We start from the raw sequence: 14,522 nt of genomic DNA, 5'->3' as shown, positions 1-14,522 counted from the left end.
GCCGGGCCGCCCGCGGTGCGATCGTGGACGCATGAGCGAGCAGGACGGCGACCCGACGGCGGACTTCCTCGCCGAGGTGCGCGCGGACGAGACGCCCTGGCGGACCGACCGTCCCGCGGGCGAGCCCGCCCCCGAACAGCCGGAGCAGCCTGAAAAATGGACCCGCTCCGTCGGCCGGGCGGTCGGCCAGGCCGCGCCGTACGTGCAAGCCGCCCTGTTCGCGGGCTGGATCGCGAGCAGTTTCGCCGGCTCCGGGGACAGCCAGAATCTCGGTGGCAGCGGCGGTCAGAGCGGCTGAAGCCCTGGTTCCGGCGGCGAATCCGGGTACAGTCGTTGGGGGTCAGCTGCCGTCCCCATCATTCGGCACTGCGGCCTCTACACCGCTCCTGCCGGTTTTTCCGGCGCGGTGGGACGGTGGAACGGAGATCTGATGCTCCTGTCCAGACCCGACCTTCTTTCGGACCTTCCTGAGGGTGACGGCCACCAGGTCCTTCGCAGCGCTCTCGCGGGTTACGTGAGCGCGGTGGCCGCCGCCGTCGGCGTTCCGCCCGAAGGGACGTCGTTCGAAGTCACTGACACGGTCACCGCGTACCTCGGCCTCAGCCGGCGTGCGGTGCAGTACCCGGGGCGCGACCTGATGCTGGTGTGGAGCGCGCGTCAGGGCTGGGCGGTCTCGGTGGAGACGCGCCCGAACGAGGTGCCGCTGGTGCTCTCCCGCCTCGGCGGTGACGTGGTCCCCGCACCCGAAGCCGTCGGCCGGTTCGTCACCGAGGTGGTCTCCCGGACCGGCGGCACGCCCCTGAGCGCCCCGCCCGCCCGGGTTGCCGCCGACGACGAGGACCTGGCCGCCCGGATGCTGCTGCGCGCCGGGCAGACGTGATGACTCCGGCACACCGATGAAAGAAGACCCGGCAGCGGTTGGCTGCCGGGTCTTTTCATCGCTGGGGTCAGGCGGCCGTGCGGAGCTTACGGGCCAGGCGCTCCGGCCGGGGCCAGCGGACCTGCGAGGCCCAGTGCAGCTTTTCGAACATCCAGATCAGCCGGGCGGAGATGTCCAGCTGGCCGCGGCCGACGCCGTGGCGCGCGCCGGTCGGGTCGGCGTGGTGGGAGTTGTGCCAGGACTCGCCGAAGGACAGGATCGCGAGCGGCCATAAGTTGGCGGAGCGGTCGCGGGCCTCGTACGGGCGTTCGCCGATCATGTGGCACAGCGAGTTGACCGACCAGGTGACGTGGTGCAGCAGGGCGACGCGGACCAGCCCGGCCCAGAAGAACGCCGTCAGCGCGCCCCACCAGCTCATCGTGATCAGGCCGCCGAGCAGCGCCGGGCCGAGCAGGGTGGCGACGGTGAGCAGGGGGAAGAGCCGGTCGACCAGGCTGATGCCCGGGTCGTCGAGCAGGTCGGGGGCGAAGCGGCGCGGGTTGGTCTTGTCGCGGTCGAAGAGCCAGCCCATGTGCGCGTGCCAGAACCCCTTGGCCAGTGCGGCGGGTGTGGTGCCGAAGCGCCACGGGGAGTGCGGGTCGCCGTCTCGGTCGGCGTACGCGTGGTGGCGCCGGTGATCGGCCACCCAGGCGACCACGGGCCCCTGCATGGCCATGCTGCCCGCCACGGCCAGGCCGATCCGCAGCCCGCGCCGGGCGCGGAAGGCGCCGTGGGTGAAGTACCGGTGGAAGCCGATCGTGACGCCGAGGCCGGTGAGGCAGTAGAACCCGGCCGCCAGCCCGATGTCCAGCCAGCTCAGCCCCCACCCCCAGGCCAGCGGCACCGCAGCGGCGACCGCCAGCAGCGGCACGACGGCGAACACCTTGACGAGGAACGCCTCGGTCGCGGTCTGCCGTCCCGCCATCACCGGCTCACTCGCCCGCCCGCCGGTTCTCCCGGCCGGGCCTTCGCCCGAGTCGGTGCCCGCTGCCGGGTTGGTGCCCGGAGCGGTGCCTGCCGCCGAGTCGTCTGCCGGGTCGGTGCCCGCTGCCGAGGTTTCCGCCGGGCCGGCGTTCGCGGGCGGATTGTCCGCCAGCGCGGTGGCCGTCGCGGAGGTGCCTGCCGGGGAAGGCGCGGTCGGAGACGCCGCCTTCGTGCGTGGGGAGGACGTGGCCGGGTCAAGGGTATCGATGCTGGACTCCTGTGTTGAGCTGGTCCGGCGGCTGCGGGGGACAGCGCCGAGGCCGGTTCCCGCGGTGGTTCCGCCGACGTCCGCGCCGGGGAGCTGAGCACCGCTGGTGCGGCTGGTCCGTCAAGTCCGGATCCCGGCCGCTGCCTCCACAGTCAACGACCATCGCGGTCCGATGGTTCCCCGCGAACCGGCCACTGCGGGTTCCGGGCGGCCCTCCACAAACTCTCGATCCCGGTGTACTCTCAGATCGAGAGTACGCAACCATCGGGAGTGAACATGGTCGAGCGGGAGCTCGAGTCGGGACTGCGCGAGGTGGTCCACCAGCGGGTGCGCCTGGGTGTGCTGGCGGTCCTCGACCGGAGAGGGCCGTGCACGTTCTCGCAGCTGCGGGACGCGCTGGGGCAGAGCGACGGCGGGCTCGGGCGTCACCTGGGCGTCCTGGAGGAGCACGGGTACATCGCCACCGAGAAGGTCTTCGAGAACCGGCGGCCGCGGACCTGGATCCGCATGACCGAGGCCGGGGCCGAGGCCTTCCGTGAGGAGCAGGAGCTGCTGGCCAAGCTGCTCGCCACGGCCTCGCCCGGGGCCGGTGGTGAAGGCGAAGACCACACCGCGGCCATGACCATCGTCTTCGCCGCCCTGCTCGCCGGGGAAGACGCCGAGCCCGCGTCCCCGGGCCGGGCCGACCGCTCGGTGCTGGTGCCCGGGACCCCGGTCCTCGGCGGACGGCGCCGGGACCCGGTCAACTCGGGGCCGATCAGCGCCCGCTACGACTTCCCGCCCGGCTACGCGGTCTTCGGCTCCGAACAGGACGCCCAGCGGCTGATGATGAGGAGCCACGGCCTGCGCGGCGGGTGGGTCACCACGTGGTCCGTCGACGATCGCGAGCCCGGCGGTCCGGAGCAGGCCGGCGCCGGCCTGGCGCACGCGCTGGTGTTCGAACTCGCCGGGGCCTCGGACTGCGCGGCGATCCTCGCGGTGATGGGCTCGCCCACGGTGCCCCTGCCGGACGTGCCGGAGGCCCGGGGCTACCTGGTCCCCGGCGCCGGGGACGGGGCACCGGCCACGGCCGTCGCCTGGTTCTCCGACGGCCCCCACCTTGCCTCGGTCGTGATCGTCGCCGAAGCCGCCGTCGCCGTCGCGGCCCTGGAAACCCTCGTGTCCGAGGTGCACCGATCCTTGGCCGCCCACCGAAACTGACTGCCCACAAAGGACTGATCGTGACCGATTCACCTTCGGGCGCCCGTGCGGCCTCCTCGCGCACCGCCTTGCGCGCGACCCTGCGCGCCATCCTCCTCGACGTGGTCCCGCCGCTGCTGATCTTCTACGTCCTGCGCACCTTCGGGGTCAGCGACGTGCTCGCCTACGTCGCCGGTTCGATCGTCCCCGTGGCCCGGCTCATCGCCGACCGGCTGCGCGGCCGCCCCTTCAACGCGATCTCCGGCCTGGTCGTGGTCTTCCTCGTGGTCTCGGTCGCCCTCGCCCTGATCACCCAGGACGCCCGGGCGGCGATCGCGCGCGGCGGCCTGATCTTCCTGGCCATCGCGATCGCGGCGGCGGTGTCGGTGCCGACGCGCAGCCCGCTGATGCTGTCGCTCTCGCGCTACTTCGCCGTCAGCGCCCGGCCCGAGGACGCCGCGCGGTTCGACGAGGTCTACCGCCGCCCGCCCGTCCTGCGGGCCATGCGCGTGGTCACCCTGGTCTGGGCGCTCGCGTTCGCGGTCTCGGCCGTGGTGTGCGTGGTCTGCGCCTACGCGCTCCCGGTGGCGGTGGCCAACCCCGTCACCGCGCTGTTCGAGCCGGTGGTCTCGCTGGCACTGGCCGTCGGCACCGTCCGGTACCTGCGCCGCGCCGCGACCCCGGCGGAGGCACGACGAAGGGCCGGCACCTCAACGGCTGCCGGCCCTTCGTGAAAGCCTGGGAAAAATCAGATAACCGTGACCGAGGTGGCCTGCGGTCCCTTCTGGCCCTGCCCGATCTCGAACTCCACGCGCGCGTTCTCCTCGAGGCTGCGGAATCCGTTGCCCTGGATCTCGGAGTAGTGCACGAACACGTCGCCACCGCCGGAGTCCGGCGTGATGAAGCCGAAGCCCTTCTCGGCGTTGAACCACTTCACGGTGCCTTGCGTCATAGAAATCTCCACCACTGAAAAACGAAATCGAGATGCCACCTCGGCATCCGGGTCGAGAACCGACGGTTTGATCTTCCCGTGAAGGAGAACCACTACGCCCGCTGCATCTTGCGAGCGTGGCTGCGGGACGTACCCACCGCACGAACACAAAACAAGACCTTCGACAGTAAAGCACGCCCGGCCCCCGGACGCCATACCTCTCGCCGAATGAGTGCGAGGCCCGGAAATCCGCGTTTTGCGTCCACAGTGTACGTCCTTTATGGACAGATGATGATCTTGTTGCGCGGTCAGCGATTCGACTGCGGGAACCGGTGGTCCGGCGTGTCCCGGCCGAGCAGTTCGGTGTACTGCGCCTGCCATGACTCCTCGGTCGCGAGCAGGTCGGCGAGGCGCTGGGCCCAGGCGGCGCCGGGCGGCGGGGCCGTCGTGAGGTGGGCCTCGGTCTCCTCCCGTGCCTTGAGCCATTCGCCCAGCGTCGGCTCGAGCGACGGGCCGGCTTCTTCTTCGGGCATGGGGAGACCCTACCGCCTGTTCTGCCCCGGAGTGCCTGCTTACTGGTGCCGCCGGGTGTGGCTCGTGTAGCGTCATCGCGGTCGAGAACATCCCGCGCGCCGGCATCAGGGCCGGCGTCGTCGTCGGCCGGCAGTCCCGCCCGTGGCGGGCGGACACCCCGGCCGCCGGGCCACCTTCGATCTCGGCGAGGAGCCGCATGCGCTCGGAACGACGTCCCCTTTCTCTGGAAACCAGTGAGTTCGCCCGTGCCCGCGCTTCGGCCGAGGTCGGCCTGCGAACCCAGCGCGACCAGGCGGTCCGCACCGTGGCGGGCAAGGCCCACGACGCACAGGATCTGCGCGGCCTCCTCGCCATGCTCGGCCTCGACGCCGCCGGCCAGCGCGCCGACGCTTAGCCGGGCAGCAATTCCGGAGACGGGGCCCCGGCCCCGCTCCTAGGGTGGCGGGTGTGGAACCCATCGTCACCCACCTCGAGCTGACCGCCCTCGACGGGCTGCGCCCCGCCGCACCCGTCGGGGGCCTGGCGCTCGAGGCCATCCCCGCGAAGTCCCCGCTCATCCGCGAGCTGCACGTCGGCATCGGCGCCCGCTACGACTGGCCCGGCGTGTCCCGCTCGGACGAGGAGTGGGCCCGGTGGCTCGCCCACCCGCGGCGCCAGTACCGCCTCGTCCGCCACGGCGGAGTGGCCGTCGGCATCGCGGACTTCGAGCCCCAGCCCGGCGGCGACGTCGAGATCACCACGTTCGGCCTGCTGCCGGAGCACGTCGGCAAGCGGCTGGGCGGATACGCGCTCACCCTCGTCGTGCGCGCCGCGTGGGACGCGGCCCCGGCCGACGACGTGCCCGTGCGCCGCGTCTGGCTGCACACCTCCACCCAGGACCACCCGCACGCCCTGCCGAACTACCTCCGCCGCGGCTTTCGCTCGTTCCGCACCAGCTCGGTGGTGCGCTGAAAGCGGGTCAGACCAGCCAGGCCGTCGCGTCCGGCGGGAGCCGTCCGTCCACCAGCGGGCTGCTGGACAACAGCAGCTCGCCGGGCGGCAGCGCGATCGAGCTGGCCGAGGTGTTCAGCGCGCAGATCAGCCCGTCCTTGCCGCGGCGGAACGCGAAGCAGCCCGCGGGCGCGCCGTACCACTCCAGCTCGTCGCCGACCCGGAACGCGGGGTGGCTCTTGCGCAGCTCGACGGCCCGCCGGTACAGCGTCAGCGTCGAGCCGTCGTCCTCCAGCTGCCGCTCGACGGTCAGGTCCGCCCAGGCCGCCGGCATCGGCAGCCACGTGCGCGGGTTGCGGGAGAAGCCGAACGGCGGCAGGTCGCCGTCCCACGGCATCGGCACGCGGGCGGCGTCGCGGCTGAACTCCGGGCCCTGCGTGCGCGCCCGCGGGTCCTGCATCGCCCCGGGCGGCAGCTCGACGTTCTCGAGCCCCAGCTCCTCGCCGTTGTACAGGTAGACCGCGCCGGGCAGGGCCAGCTCCACCAGCGCCATCGCCCGCGCGCGCCGGACGCCGGCCGGCCCGCCGCCGTACCGGCTCGCCGTGCGCCAGACGTCGTGGTTGCTCAGCGTCCAGGTCGCGGGCGCGCCGGCCGCGCGCGGCACGGCCAGCGAGCGCTCGATCGAGGTCCGCATCGCGTCGGCGTCGAAGTGGGTGAGCACCAGGCGGAAGTTGAACGCCAGGTGCAGCTCGTCCGGGCGCAGGTAGCGGGCCAGCCGCTCCTCGTCGTTCACCCAGATCTCGCCGACGGCCATGGTGCCCGGGTGCTCGTCGAGCACCTTGCGGATCATCTGGTGGATCTCGTGGACGCCGTCATTGTCGAAGCGGGGGTCGTCCACAGTGTCCCCGCCGAAACCGGCTGTGCTGACGTCCATGTCGGGCAGGGCGGGCGGTTTGGCCATGCCGTGCGCGACGTCGATGCGGAAGCCGTCGACGCCGCGTTCGAGCCAGAACCGCAGGGTGCGCTCGAGGTCGTAGCGGACCTCGGCGTCGGCCCAGTTGAGGTCGGGCTGCTGCGGGGCGAACAGGTGCAGGTACCACTGCCCGTCCGGCACCTGGGTCCAGGCCGGGCCGCCGAACACGCTGACCCAGTTGTTGGGCGGCTCGGCGCCGTCCGGGCCGCGCCCGTCGCGGAAGACGTAGCGCTCGCGCTCCGGGCTGCCCGGGGCGGCGGCCATCGCGGACTTGAACCAGGCGTGCTGGTTGCTGGTGTGGTTCGGGACCACGTCCACGGTCACCTTGATGCCGCGCTTGTGCGCCTCGGTGAGCAGCACGTCGAAGTCGCCCAGGGTGCCGAACATCGGGTCGACGTCGCGCGGGTCCGCCACGTCGTACCCGTGGTCGGCCATGGGGGAGCGGTAGAACGGCGTGAGCCAGAGCGCGTCGACGCCCAGCAGCTCCAGGTAGCCGAGCCGGCTGACGATGCCTTCGAGGTCGCCGACCCCGTCGGCGTCGGAATCGGCGAACGAGCGCACGTACACCTGGTAGAAAACGGCGTTGCGCCACCAGGACGGCCGGGGCCCGGCCTCCGGTGGCCGTCGCCCCGCCACCCGCCGTCGCATCACACGAAGCTGTTCATCATGCTGTGCGCCGCCATTTCGAGGTACGCCCACAGCTGCTGGCGGTAGGGCTCCTCGAGGTTCTCCTCGTCCACGGCGATCCGGATCGCGCGCAGCCAGGCGTCGCGCTCGATCGGGCCGATCTTGAACGGCGCGTGCCGCATCCGCAGCCGCGGGTGGCCGCGCTGGTCGGAGTAGGTGTGCGGGCCGCCCCAGTACTGCATGAGGAACAGCCGGAAGCGCTCCTCGGCCGGGCCGAGGTCCTCCTCCGGGTACAGCGGGCGCAGCACCTCGTCGGTCGCCACCTCGGCGTAGAACCGCGCGACGATCCGGCGGAAGGTCGGTTCACCGCCCACGGCTTCGTACAGGCTCGCCGGGTCCGGGCCACTCACAGTCGACACCCCTCCATCTTGCCTTGCCGCGCGCTACTTGTCGGTGGCCGGTGCCGAGGACATGAAACGGCCGAGCGGCGGTTCGAAGCCCGCCTCCTCCAGAGCGCCGAGCAGCTGCCCGCGCAGGGCGCGCTGCACCGCCCACTGCTTGCCGGGCCGGACCTTCACCGTCAGCCTCAGCTCGATGCCCTCCGGCGTGACCTTCTCCACGCCGAGCATTTCCGGCGGCTCCAGCACGTTCACCGCCAGCGGCTCGCCCTGGGTGGCCTTCGTCGCGGCGCCCATCAGGACCGTGGTCGCCAGGTCGACGTCGGCGGAGTAGCCGAGCGGCACGTCGACCACCGCGACGGCGAAGCCCTGGCTGGAGTTGCCGACGCGCAGCACCTCGCCGTTGCGGACGTACCAGACGGTGCCCTTCAGATCGCGCAGCGTGGTGATGCGCAGGCCCACCGCCTCGACCGTGCCGGTGGCCGGGCCGATGTCCACGACGTCGCCGACGCCGTACTGGTCCTCGATCATCATGAACATGCCGGACAGGAAGTCGCGCACCAGGTTCTGGGCGCCGAACCCGATCGCCACGCCGAGGATGCCGGCGGTGGTGATGATCGGCGCGAGGTTCACGCCCAGCTCGCCCAGCACGAGGATGAACGCCAGGCCGTAGATCAGGAAGGTGCTCATCGACCGCAGCACCGAGCCGATGGTCTTCGCCCGCTGGCGGCGGCGCTCCACCACGGCCGGGCCGAGCACGTCCGGCGCGCGCTCGCGCAGCGGCTTCAGCAGCGCGGGGATCTTCCCGCCGCTGCCCGGCAGGGTCGTCACGCGGTCGATCAGCCGCCGTGTGAGATACCGCACCAGGAACGCGACGACCAGGATGAAGATGATCCGCAGCGGCTTGGTCACGAGCCAGCCCGCCGAGCCGGCGAGCCATTCGTTGTGCGTGATCGAAAAGACCTGCGAGCACCAGGTGCTGGCGTCCGATATGCACGCCGGCGGGGCGCTGGGCACGAAATTCACGAGCTGGGTCAGTCCTTCCTTCGCTGCTGGTTCCCCCACGGCAGGTGACCGGCACATGACACGTCATCGAAGACAGGTGCGCACCGGGGGCGATGTGTGGTCGACTATGCCTGCACCGGTGGAGGTGGTCGAGTGCCAGACCGACAACCCATCCCCCTCGGCGGCTCCGGCCAAGCCACGGCCGACCAGCTGCCGGAGGCGGTCCTGCGTGCCTGCCCGGGGGGTTCCGCATCCGGCGGAGCGGTCCCGGCCGGGCCGGGGACCCGACCAGGGGGTGTTTCCCGTCCGCCCGGCCAGCGTAGAGGCCGGGACCCGGCGACCCCGTCCTGGGGCCGCCGTCGCGTATTGCTGCTGAACGCGACTTTCGAGCCCCTCACCGCCCTGCCGCTGCGGCGGGCCGTGGTGCTGGTGATGTGCGGCAAGGCCGAGGTGGTGCACGGCGACCCGGGCGGCGTCGAACTGCACGCCGCGACCGTCTCGCTGCCCGTCCCGTCGGTGATCCGGCTCAGCACGTACGTGCGGGTGCCCTACCGCGCCAAGGTGCCGCTGACCCGGGCCGGGCTGATGCACCGCGACCGGTACCGCTGCGCCTACTGCGGCGGGCGGGCCGAGACGATCGACCACGTCCTCCCGCGCAGCCGGGGCGGGCCGCACAGCTGGACGAACTGCGTCGCCTGCTGCGCCAAGTGCAATCACCGCAAGGCCGACCGGCTCCTCTCGGAGATCGGCTGGCGGCTGCGCGTGGTCCCGCGCGCGCCGCACGGGCCGCATTGGCGCCTGCTCGCGCACTCCACGGAAGCGGACCCGCTCTGGCGGCCGTACCTGGGTTCCGCGGCCTGAGCGGTCCCGGAAACGTCGGCGCCCCGGCCGCCGGACGGCGACCGGGGCGAGCCGGTGAACCTGCTGGACGCGACGGGTGAGGTGTCGCGCGCTCAGTCCCGCTGGGCTTTTCTCAGGCGGCGAGCGCGAAGTCGGCCTGGCTGGTGACGCGGGTGCCCATGGTGACGCGCGTGCCGCGGGTGACCCTGGTGCCCCGGGTGACGCGGGTGCCGTTCGTGACGCGCGTTCCGTTGGTGACCCGGGTGCCTCGCGTGACCCGGGTGCCGCGCGTGACGCGGGTCCCGCAGGTGACGCGGGTACCGGCCGTGACGCGCGTGCCGCGGGTGACCCTGGTGCCCCGCGTGACGCGAGTGCCCGCGGTGACGCGTGTACCGCGAGTGACCCGAGTACCGCGGGTAACCCTTGTGCCTGATGTCACACGGGTCCCGGGCGTGAATTCGGCTTCGGTGGGTGACGAAACGGTCTCGTTGATCGCCTGAGCGGGGGTCTGAACGCTCTGCATGACGTGGCCTCCTGGGACCGGTGCGTTACCTGCTGGGGCTGAGGAGCGGGGCGCAAGGCCCGTACAGGTGAAAAAGCTACGAGGATTTCAAGGTCCCGACAAGACGGCATCGACCGGTACGGCCGCCTGTACGTTGAGTTGCAACCTTTCGGCCCGCCCGGCTTCGGCCCAACGTGCCAGCGCGGGCGGGCCAAGCGGCGGACGGGCCTTCTCCGACGACGAACGGTCGCCTCCCGGCGCGGCGCCGCGCGGTGATCGCCGGGGCCATCCGATACGCTCACCGCCGTGAACGTTGTCGAGACGATCCTGGTCTACGCGGTCATCCCCTTGGCCATCTACTTGGTGGTCGGAGCGGCCACCCTGCGGAAGAGGTTCTCGGGGACGCCGCGTTACCGGCCAGGTCAGCCGTGGGAGTACCCCGCGATGTGGTGGAGCGCCAACCCGGACGGCGTCGGCGCCGGGCACCGGGCGACCGGTGTGGACAGTGCGGCGCCCGCGGGCGCCCCGACCGCGGCAGGAGGCGCTCGTGGCACCTGGTGAACTCGCGCACTCGTCCACCGCGGTGGACGTGGCCGAAAAGGACCTGCCGTTCGGCGAGGTCGTGACCGGCAGCGGCCGCCGTTCGGCCGCGAAGATGTACGAGCCCGTCGCGCCGACGACCCCGTTCACGGTGCAGCAGCTGGCGCGCCTGGACGAGGCGCTGACGTTCGCGAGCCGGGAGACCGGCCTGGACTTCAGCGTCTACCTGGGCGACCTCGGCGAGGACACCCGGGCCGGCGCGGAGAAGCTGCACGCGGGCACGGACGACCCGGCGAACGCCGTGCTGGTGGCCGCGTCGCCGGCGCAGCGGGCGATCGAGATCGTCACCGGGACGCACGCCTACCAGCGGGTGGCCGACCGCGGCGCCAAGCTCGCCGTGGCCAGCATGGTCGCCTCCTTCAAGGAGGGTGACCTGGTCGGCGGACTGGTGAACGCGCTGCGCATGCTCAGCGACCAGGCGGGGCTCGCGCCGAAGCACTGACGCCCGCACCCTGGAACGCCCGAAGGGGACCCCCTCACCCGAGGAGGTCCCCTTCTTCGTGAGTGTTGCCTCAGGCCTGGCTGTCGAACTCCCGGGCGGCGAGCGCGCGGACGATGCCCGCGCGGCCTTCCGAGACCAGGCGCCGCAGTGCGGCCGGGTGGTCGCGCGCGAGCCATTCGTCCGACGCGGTGACGGTCGCGGGCTCGACGGCCCACGACGGGTACAGCCCGATCGCCGTCGGCTGGGCGCGCTCGCTGGAACGCCGCGCCCACACCTCGTCGATCACCTCGAAGTACTTGCCGACGTACTCGCCCAGCAGGCCCTTCTGGCCCGGGTGTGAGAAGCCCGAGATGAGCGAGTCGCTGACCGCGTTGGGGATCTCGTCGTCGAAGATGGCGCGCTGCCAGGCGTCGGCCTTGGCCTCGGCCGTGGGCTGCAGGGCACGGGAGCGCTCCGCGTGCCGCCGTCCCGCGGCGGTGTCGTCCTTGGCCAGCTCCGCGTCGATCTCGGCCGGGCCCGCCTTTCCGTGCGCCACCAGCGCGTGCAGCAGACGCCAGCGCAGGTCGGTGTCGACGGTGAGGCCCGGCAGCGGGGCCGAGCCGTCCAGCCACCCCGCGATGATGCCCAGCGTGCGCTCGTCGAGCACCCCGCCGGCCAGCGAGTTGGCGAACGCCAGCTGGTGGTCGGAGCCCGCCTCGGCGGCCTGCGCCAGCTCCAGCACCCGGCCGGTCAGCGCGGGCCAGCCCTGCGCGACGGCCCACTTCTGGTCGGCGTAGGAGTTCAGCGCCGTCTGCGCCTGCAGCAGCAGCCGCTGCACGACGCCGACCTCGCTCTCGGCGTGGATGCCGCGCGCCACCAGCGTCACGAAGTCGCGCGCCTTCAGCTCGGCCTCACGCGTCATCTCCCACGCCGCCGACCAGCACAGCGTGCGCGGCAGCGGTTCGTCGATGTCGGAGATCCGGTCGATCAGCGTGGTCAGCGACGCCGGGTCGAGCCGCATCGTGCAGTAGGTCAGGTCGTCGTCGTTGACCAGCACGAGCTTGCCGGCCGGCTTGCCGACCAGGCCGGGCACCGGGGTGCGCTCGCCGTCGACGTCCAGCTCGACCCGCTCGGTGCGGACGATCCGGCCCTTGCCGTCCTCGTCGTAGACGCCGACCGCGACCCGGTGCGTGCGCAGCTCGCCCGCCCCGGGCTTGGCGCCGGACTGCACCACGGCGAACGAGGCGAACGTGCCGTCGGCCGCCACCTCGTACCGCGGGCTCAGCGAGTTCAGCCCCGTGGTCTCGAGCCACTGCGCGCTCCACCACGAAAGGTCGCGGCCGGACGCCTCCTCCAGCGCCGCCAGCAGGTCGGCCAGCGTGGCGTTGCCCCAGGCGTGCTTGCCGAAGTAGACCTTCAGCCCGTCGAGGAAGTGCTCGATGCCGACGTAGGCCACCAGCTGCTTGAGCACGCTGGCGCCCTTGGCGTAGGTGATGCCGTCGAAGTTCACCTCGACCGCGTGCAGGTCGACGATGTCGGCCGCGATCGGGTGCGTCGAGGGCAGCTGGTCCTGCCGGTAGGCCCACGACTTCTCGATGTTCGCGAAGCTGGTCCAGGCGTTCTGGTACTCGGTGGCCTCGGCCTGGGCGAACACGCTGGCGAAGGTCGCGAACGACTCGTTCAGCCACAGGTCGTCCCACCAGCGCATGGTGACCAGGTCGCCGAACCACATGTGCGCCATCTCGTGCAGCAGCGTCTCGGCGCGCCGCTCGTAGGCGTAGCGCGTGACGCGGCTGCGGAAGACGTAGTCCTCGAGGAAGGTGACCGCGCCCGCGTTCTCCATCGCGCCCGCGTTGAACTCCGGCACGAACAGCTGGTCGTACTTGGAGAACGGGTAGGGCGTGCCGAACTTCTCGTGGTAGAAGCCGAAGCCCTGCTTGGTTTCCGCGAACAGCCGGTCCGCGTCCATGTGCTCGGCGAGCGACGCGCGGCAGTAGATGCCGAGCGGGATGGTGCGGTGGGCGTCGGAGAACTCGTCGCGCCACTCGGCGTACGGGCCGGCGATCAGCGCCACCAGGTAGGTGGAGATCCGCTCGGACACCGCGAACACCGTGTGCCGACCGCCGTCGGAGGTGTCCTCGGCGGACTCGACGAGCGCGTTGGACACGATCTTCCAGTCGCGCGGGGCGCGCACCGCGACCCGGTAGACCGACTTGAGGTCGGGCTGGTCGAAGCAGGCGAACATGCGCTTGGCGTCGGCCGTCTCGAACTGCGTGTAGAGGTACACGCCGTCGTCGACCGGGTCGACGAAACGGTGCAGGCCCTCGCCGGTGTTGGTGTACCGGCAGTCCGCGGTCACCACCAGCTCGTTGTCGGCCGCGAGCTCGGGCAGCGGGATGCCCTTGTCCTCGACGTAGGCGCTGACGTCGAGCTCGGTGCCGTTGAGCACGGCGGACCGGACGCCGTCGGCGATCAGGTCGATCCAGGACGACTCGCCGGGCCGGGCGCTCGAGAATCGCACGGTGGTGGTGGAGAGGAAGGTCTTCTCCCCGGGACCGCCGTGGCCGTCGGTCAGGTCCAGCTCGATGTCGTAGGAGGCGACATCCAGCAGGCCGGAGCGCTGCTTGGCTTCGTCACGAGTCAGGTTGGGGGCGGGCACTGGCACCTCTGGTCGTCGATTTCGGTTACGGTTTTCAGGCTGCAGAGCATCCAATCATGCGAGCCGCCCGGCGGGCGAGAAGGGAACAACCGGGGCGACCGCGGGCGTTGCGTCTCGATGTGGGGACCAGCCCCACGAGCAAGAGGTGTACCCGTCCACCGCCAGAGCCACGCCCAGGAGCAAGCCAGATGACTTCGACACCGCAGTCCACCAGGGTCGACTTCTACTTCGACCCGATCTGCCCGTTCGCGTGGATCACCTCCCGGTGGATCCTCGAGGTGGAAAAGCACCGCGACCTCGACCTGCACTTCCGGATCATGAGCCTTTCGCTGCTGAACTCCGGCCGCGAAGACCTGCCGCAGACGTACAAGGACCTGCTCGACGACGGCTGGGGCCCGGTCCGCGTGGCCACGGCACTCGCCCAGTCGCAGGGCGAGGAGGCGCTGCGCGGCTACTACACCGAGTTCGGCACGCGCTACCACAACCAGGGCAACAAGGACCGGCTCGCGGTGATCAAGGAGTCCCTGGCCGCCATCGGCGCCCCGCCCGAGCTGATCGAGGCCGCGAACTCCACCGAGTACGACGAGGCCCTGTCGAAGAGCCACCACGAGGGCATGGACCCGGTGGGCATGGACGTCGGCACGCCGACCATCCACATCGACGGCGTCGCGTTCTTCGGCCCGGTGCTCAGCTCGATCCCGCGGGGCGAGGACGCGCTCAAGGTGTTCGACGGCGCCCGCGCGCTCGCGAGCTACCCGGACTTCTTCGAGCTCAAGCGCACCCGCTCCGGTGACCTGAACTTCGACTGAGGC

General features: G+C 71.7%; 18 protein-coding genes. 10 read left to right on the top strand and 8 right to left on the bottom strand.

Features of this window, described 5'->3' with window-relative positions:
• Positions 1 to 31: 31 nt before the first annotated feature.
• Together BMY97_RS23545 and BMY97_RS23540 are read left to right on the top strand one after the other, a co-directional pair.
• The gene (locus BMY97_RS23545; RefSeq protein WP_091619699.1) at positions 32 to 298 is read left to right on the top strand and encodes a hypothetical protein; all 267 of its coding nucleotides are present in this window, start codon (positions 32 to 34) and stop codon (positions 296 to 298) included.
• 132 nt (positions 299 to 430) lie between these two features.
• Positions 431 to 880, top strand: coding sequence for a DUF6292 family protein (locus BMY97_RS23540; RefSeq protein ID WP_091619697.1), 450 nt, complete (start codon positions 431 to 433; stop codon positions 878 to 880).
• A gap of 67 nt (positions 881 to 947) precedes the next feature.
• Here the strand turns inward: BMY97_RS23540 and BMY97_RS23535 are convergent, their stop codons facing one another.
• Entirely contained in the window at positions 948 to 1,844 is an 897-nt protein-coding gene (locus BMY97_RS23535) for an acyl-CoA desaturase (RefSeq protein WP_177231508.1), read from the bottom strand.
• A 543-nt stretch (positions 1,845 to 2,387) separates the two neighbouring features.
• Between BMY97_RS23535 and BMY97_RS23530 the strand changes: the two genes are divergently transcribed.
• Together BMY97_RS23530 and BMY97_RS23525 are read left to right on the top strand one after the other, a co-directional pair.
• Positions 2,388 to 3,311, top strand: coding sequence for a transcriptional regulator (locus BMY97_RS23530; RefSeq protein ID WP_091619691.1), 924 nt, complete (start codon positions 2,388 to 2,390; stop codon positions 3,309 to 3,311).
• 20 nt (positions 3,312 to 3,331) lie between these two features.
• A complete protein-coding gene (locus BMY97_RS23525; protein ID WP_091619689.1) occupies positions 3,332 to 4,024 on the top strand; it encodes a VC0807 family protein in 693 nt (230 codons plus the stop codon).
• Positions 4,025 to 4,038: 14 nt separating this feature from the next.
• Here the strand turns inward: BMY97_RS23525 and BMY97_RS23520 are convergent, their stop codons facing one another.
• Both BMY97_RS23520 and BMY97_RS23515 read right to left on the bottom strand, forming a co-directional pair.
• Positions 4,039 to 4,242 carry a cold-shock protein gene (locus BMY97_RS23520; protein ID WP_091619686.1) on the bottom strand — a complete coding sequence of 68 codons (204 nt, stop codon included), beginning with the start codon at positions 4,240 to 4,242 and terminating at the stop codon, positions 4,039 to 4,041.
• A gap of 287 nt (positions 4,243 to 4,529) precedes the next feature.
• Positions 4,530 to 4,754, bottom strand: coding sequence for a hypothetical protein (locus BMY97_RS23515; protein ID WP_091619684.1), 225 nt, complete (start codon positions 4,752 to 4,754; stop codon positions 4,530 to 4,532).
• A gap of 197 nt (positions 4,755 to 4,951) precedes the next feature.
• On the opposite strand from BMY97_RS23515, the gene BMY97_RS23510 reads away from it, so the two are divergent.
• Together BMY97_RS23510 and BMY97_RS23505 are read left to right on the top strand one after the other, a co-directional pair.
• Entirely contained in the window at positions 4,952 to 5,149 is a 198-nt protein-coding gene (locus BMY97_RS23510) for a hypothetical protein (RefSeq protein WP_091619682.1), read from the top strand.
• A 53-nt stretch (positions 5,150 to 5,202) separates the two neighbouring features.
• Positions 5,203 to 5,706, top strand: coding sequence for a GNAT family N-acetyltransferase (locus BMY97_RS23505; RefSeq protein ID WP_091619677.1), 504 nt, complete (start codon positions 5,203 to 5,205; stop codon positions 5,704 to 5,706).
• A gap of 7 nt (positions 5,707 to 5,713) precedes the next feature.
• Here the strand turns inward: BMY97_RS23505 and BMY97_RS23500 are convergent, their stop codons facing one another.
• The 3 genes from BMY97_RS23500 to BMY97_RS23490 are packed head-to-tail and all read right to left on the bottom strand — an operon-like array spanning position 5,714 to position 8,709.
• Positions 5,714 to 7,306, bottom strand: coding sequence for a glycoside hydrolase family 13 protein (locus tag BMY97_RS23500; RefSeq protein WP_091619674.1), 1,593 nt, complete (start codon positions 7,304 to 7,306; stop codon positions 5,714 to 5,716).
• Complete coding sequence (locus BMY97_RS23495; RefSeq protein ID WP_425425322.1) at positions 7,306 to 7,695, bottom strand: globin; 390 nt, start codon at positions 7,693 to 7,695, stop codon at positions 7,306 to 7,308. The genes BMY97_RS23500 and BMY97_RS23495 overlap by 1 nt, the downstream gene beginning before the upstream one ends.
• Before the next feature lie 33 nt (positions 7,696 to 7,728).
• Positions 7,729 to 8,709 carry a mechanosensitive ion channel family protein gene (locus tag BMY97_RS23490; protein WP_245787447.1) on the bottom strand — a complete coding sequence of 327 codons (981 nt, stop codon included), beginning with the start codon at positions 8,707 to 8,709 and terminating at the stop codon, positions 7,729 to 7,731.
• Positions 8,710 to 9,054: 345 nt separating this feature from the next.
• Here BMY97_RS23490 and BMY97_RS23485 point away from each other — a divergent pair, with 345 nt between their 5' ends.
• On the top strand, positions 9,055 to 9,549 hold the full coding sequence (locus BMY97_RS23485; RefSeq protein ID WP_091619668.1) for an HNH endonuclease: 495 nt from the start codon (positions 9,055 to 9,057) through the stop codon (positions 9,547 to 9,549).
• A gap of 112 nt (positions 9,550 to 9,661) precedes the next feature.
• Here BMY97_RS23485 and BMY97_RS23480 read toward each other — a convergent pair whose 3' ends face one another.
• On the bottom strand, positions 9,662 to 10,051 hold the full coding sequence (locus BMY97_RS23480; protein WP_091619666.1) for a hypothetical protein: 390 nt from the start codon (positions 10,049 to 10,051) through the stop codon (positions 9,662 to 9,664).
• A 285-nt stretch (positions 10,052 to 10,336) separates the two neighbouring features.
• Here BMY97_RS23480 and ctaJ point away from each other — a divergent pair, with 285 nt between their 5' ends.
• Together ctaJ and BMY97_RS23470 are read left to right on the top strand one after the other, a co-directional pair.
• Positions 10,337 to 10,591, top strand: a complete 255-nt coding sequence (gene ctaJ / locus BMY97_RS23475; protein ID WP_091619664.1) for an aa3-type cytochrome oxidase subunit CtaJ — start codon at positions 10,337 to 10,339, stop codon at positions 10,589 to 10,591.
• On the top strand, positions 10,578 to 11,072 hold the full coding sequence (locus BMY97_RS23470; protein WP_091619661.1) for a DUF5130 family protein: 495 nt from the start codon (positions 10,578 to 10,580) through the stop codon (positions 11,070 to 11,072). The genes ctaJ and BMY97_RS23470 overlap by 14 nt, the downstream gene beginning before the upstream one ends.
• A gap of 70 nt (positions 11,073 to 11,142) precedes the next feature.
• Here BMY97_RS23470 and pepN read toward each other — a convergent pair whose 3' ends face one another.
• The gene (gene pepN, locus BMY97_RS23465; protein WP_091619658.1) at positions 11,143 to 13,710 is read right to left on the bottom strand and encodes an aminopeptidase N; all 2,568 of its coding nucleotides are present in this window, start codon (positions 13,708 to 13,710) and stop codon (positions 11,143 to 11,145) included.
• Between the two features lie 188 nt (positions 13,711 to 13,898).
• Between pepN and BMY97_RS23460 the strand changes: the two genes are divergently transcribed.
• On the top strand, positions 13,899 to 14,519 hold the full coding sequence (locus BMY97_RS23460) for a mycothiol-dependent nitroreductase Rv2466c family protein (RefSeq protein ID WP_091619656.1): 621 nt from the start codon (positions 13,899 to 13,901) through the stop codon (positions 14,517 to 14,519).
• Positions 14,520 to 14,522: the final 3 nt, after the last annotated feature.

Origin of the sequence: Amycolatopsis saalfeldensis (genome assembly GCF_900110575.1) — a bacterium.
Classification (GTDB): Bacteria; Actinomycetota; Actinomycetes; order Mycobacteriales; family Pseudonocardiaceae; genus Amycolatopsis; species Amycolatopsis saalfeldensis.
The sequence above is the reverse complement of the archived record's forward strand: the minus strand, read 5'-3'. Positions and strand labels throughout refer to the sequence as shown.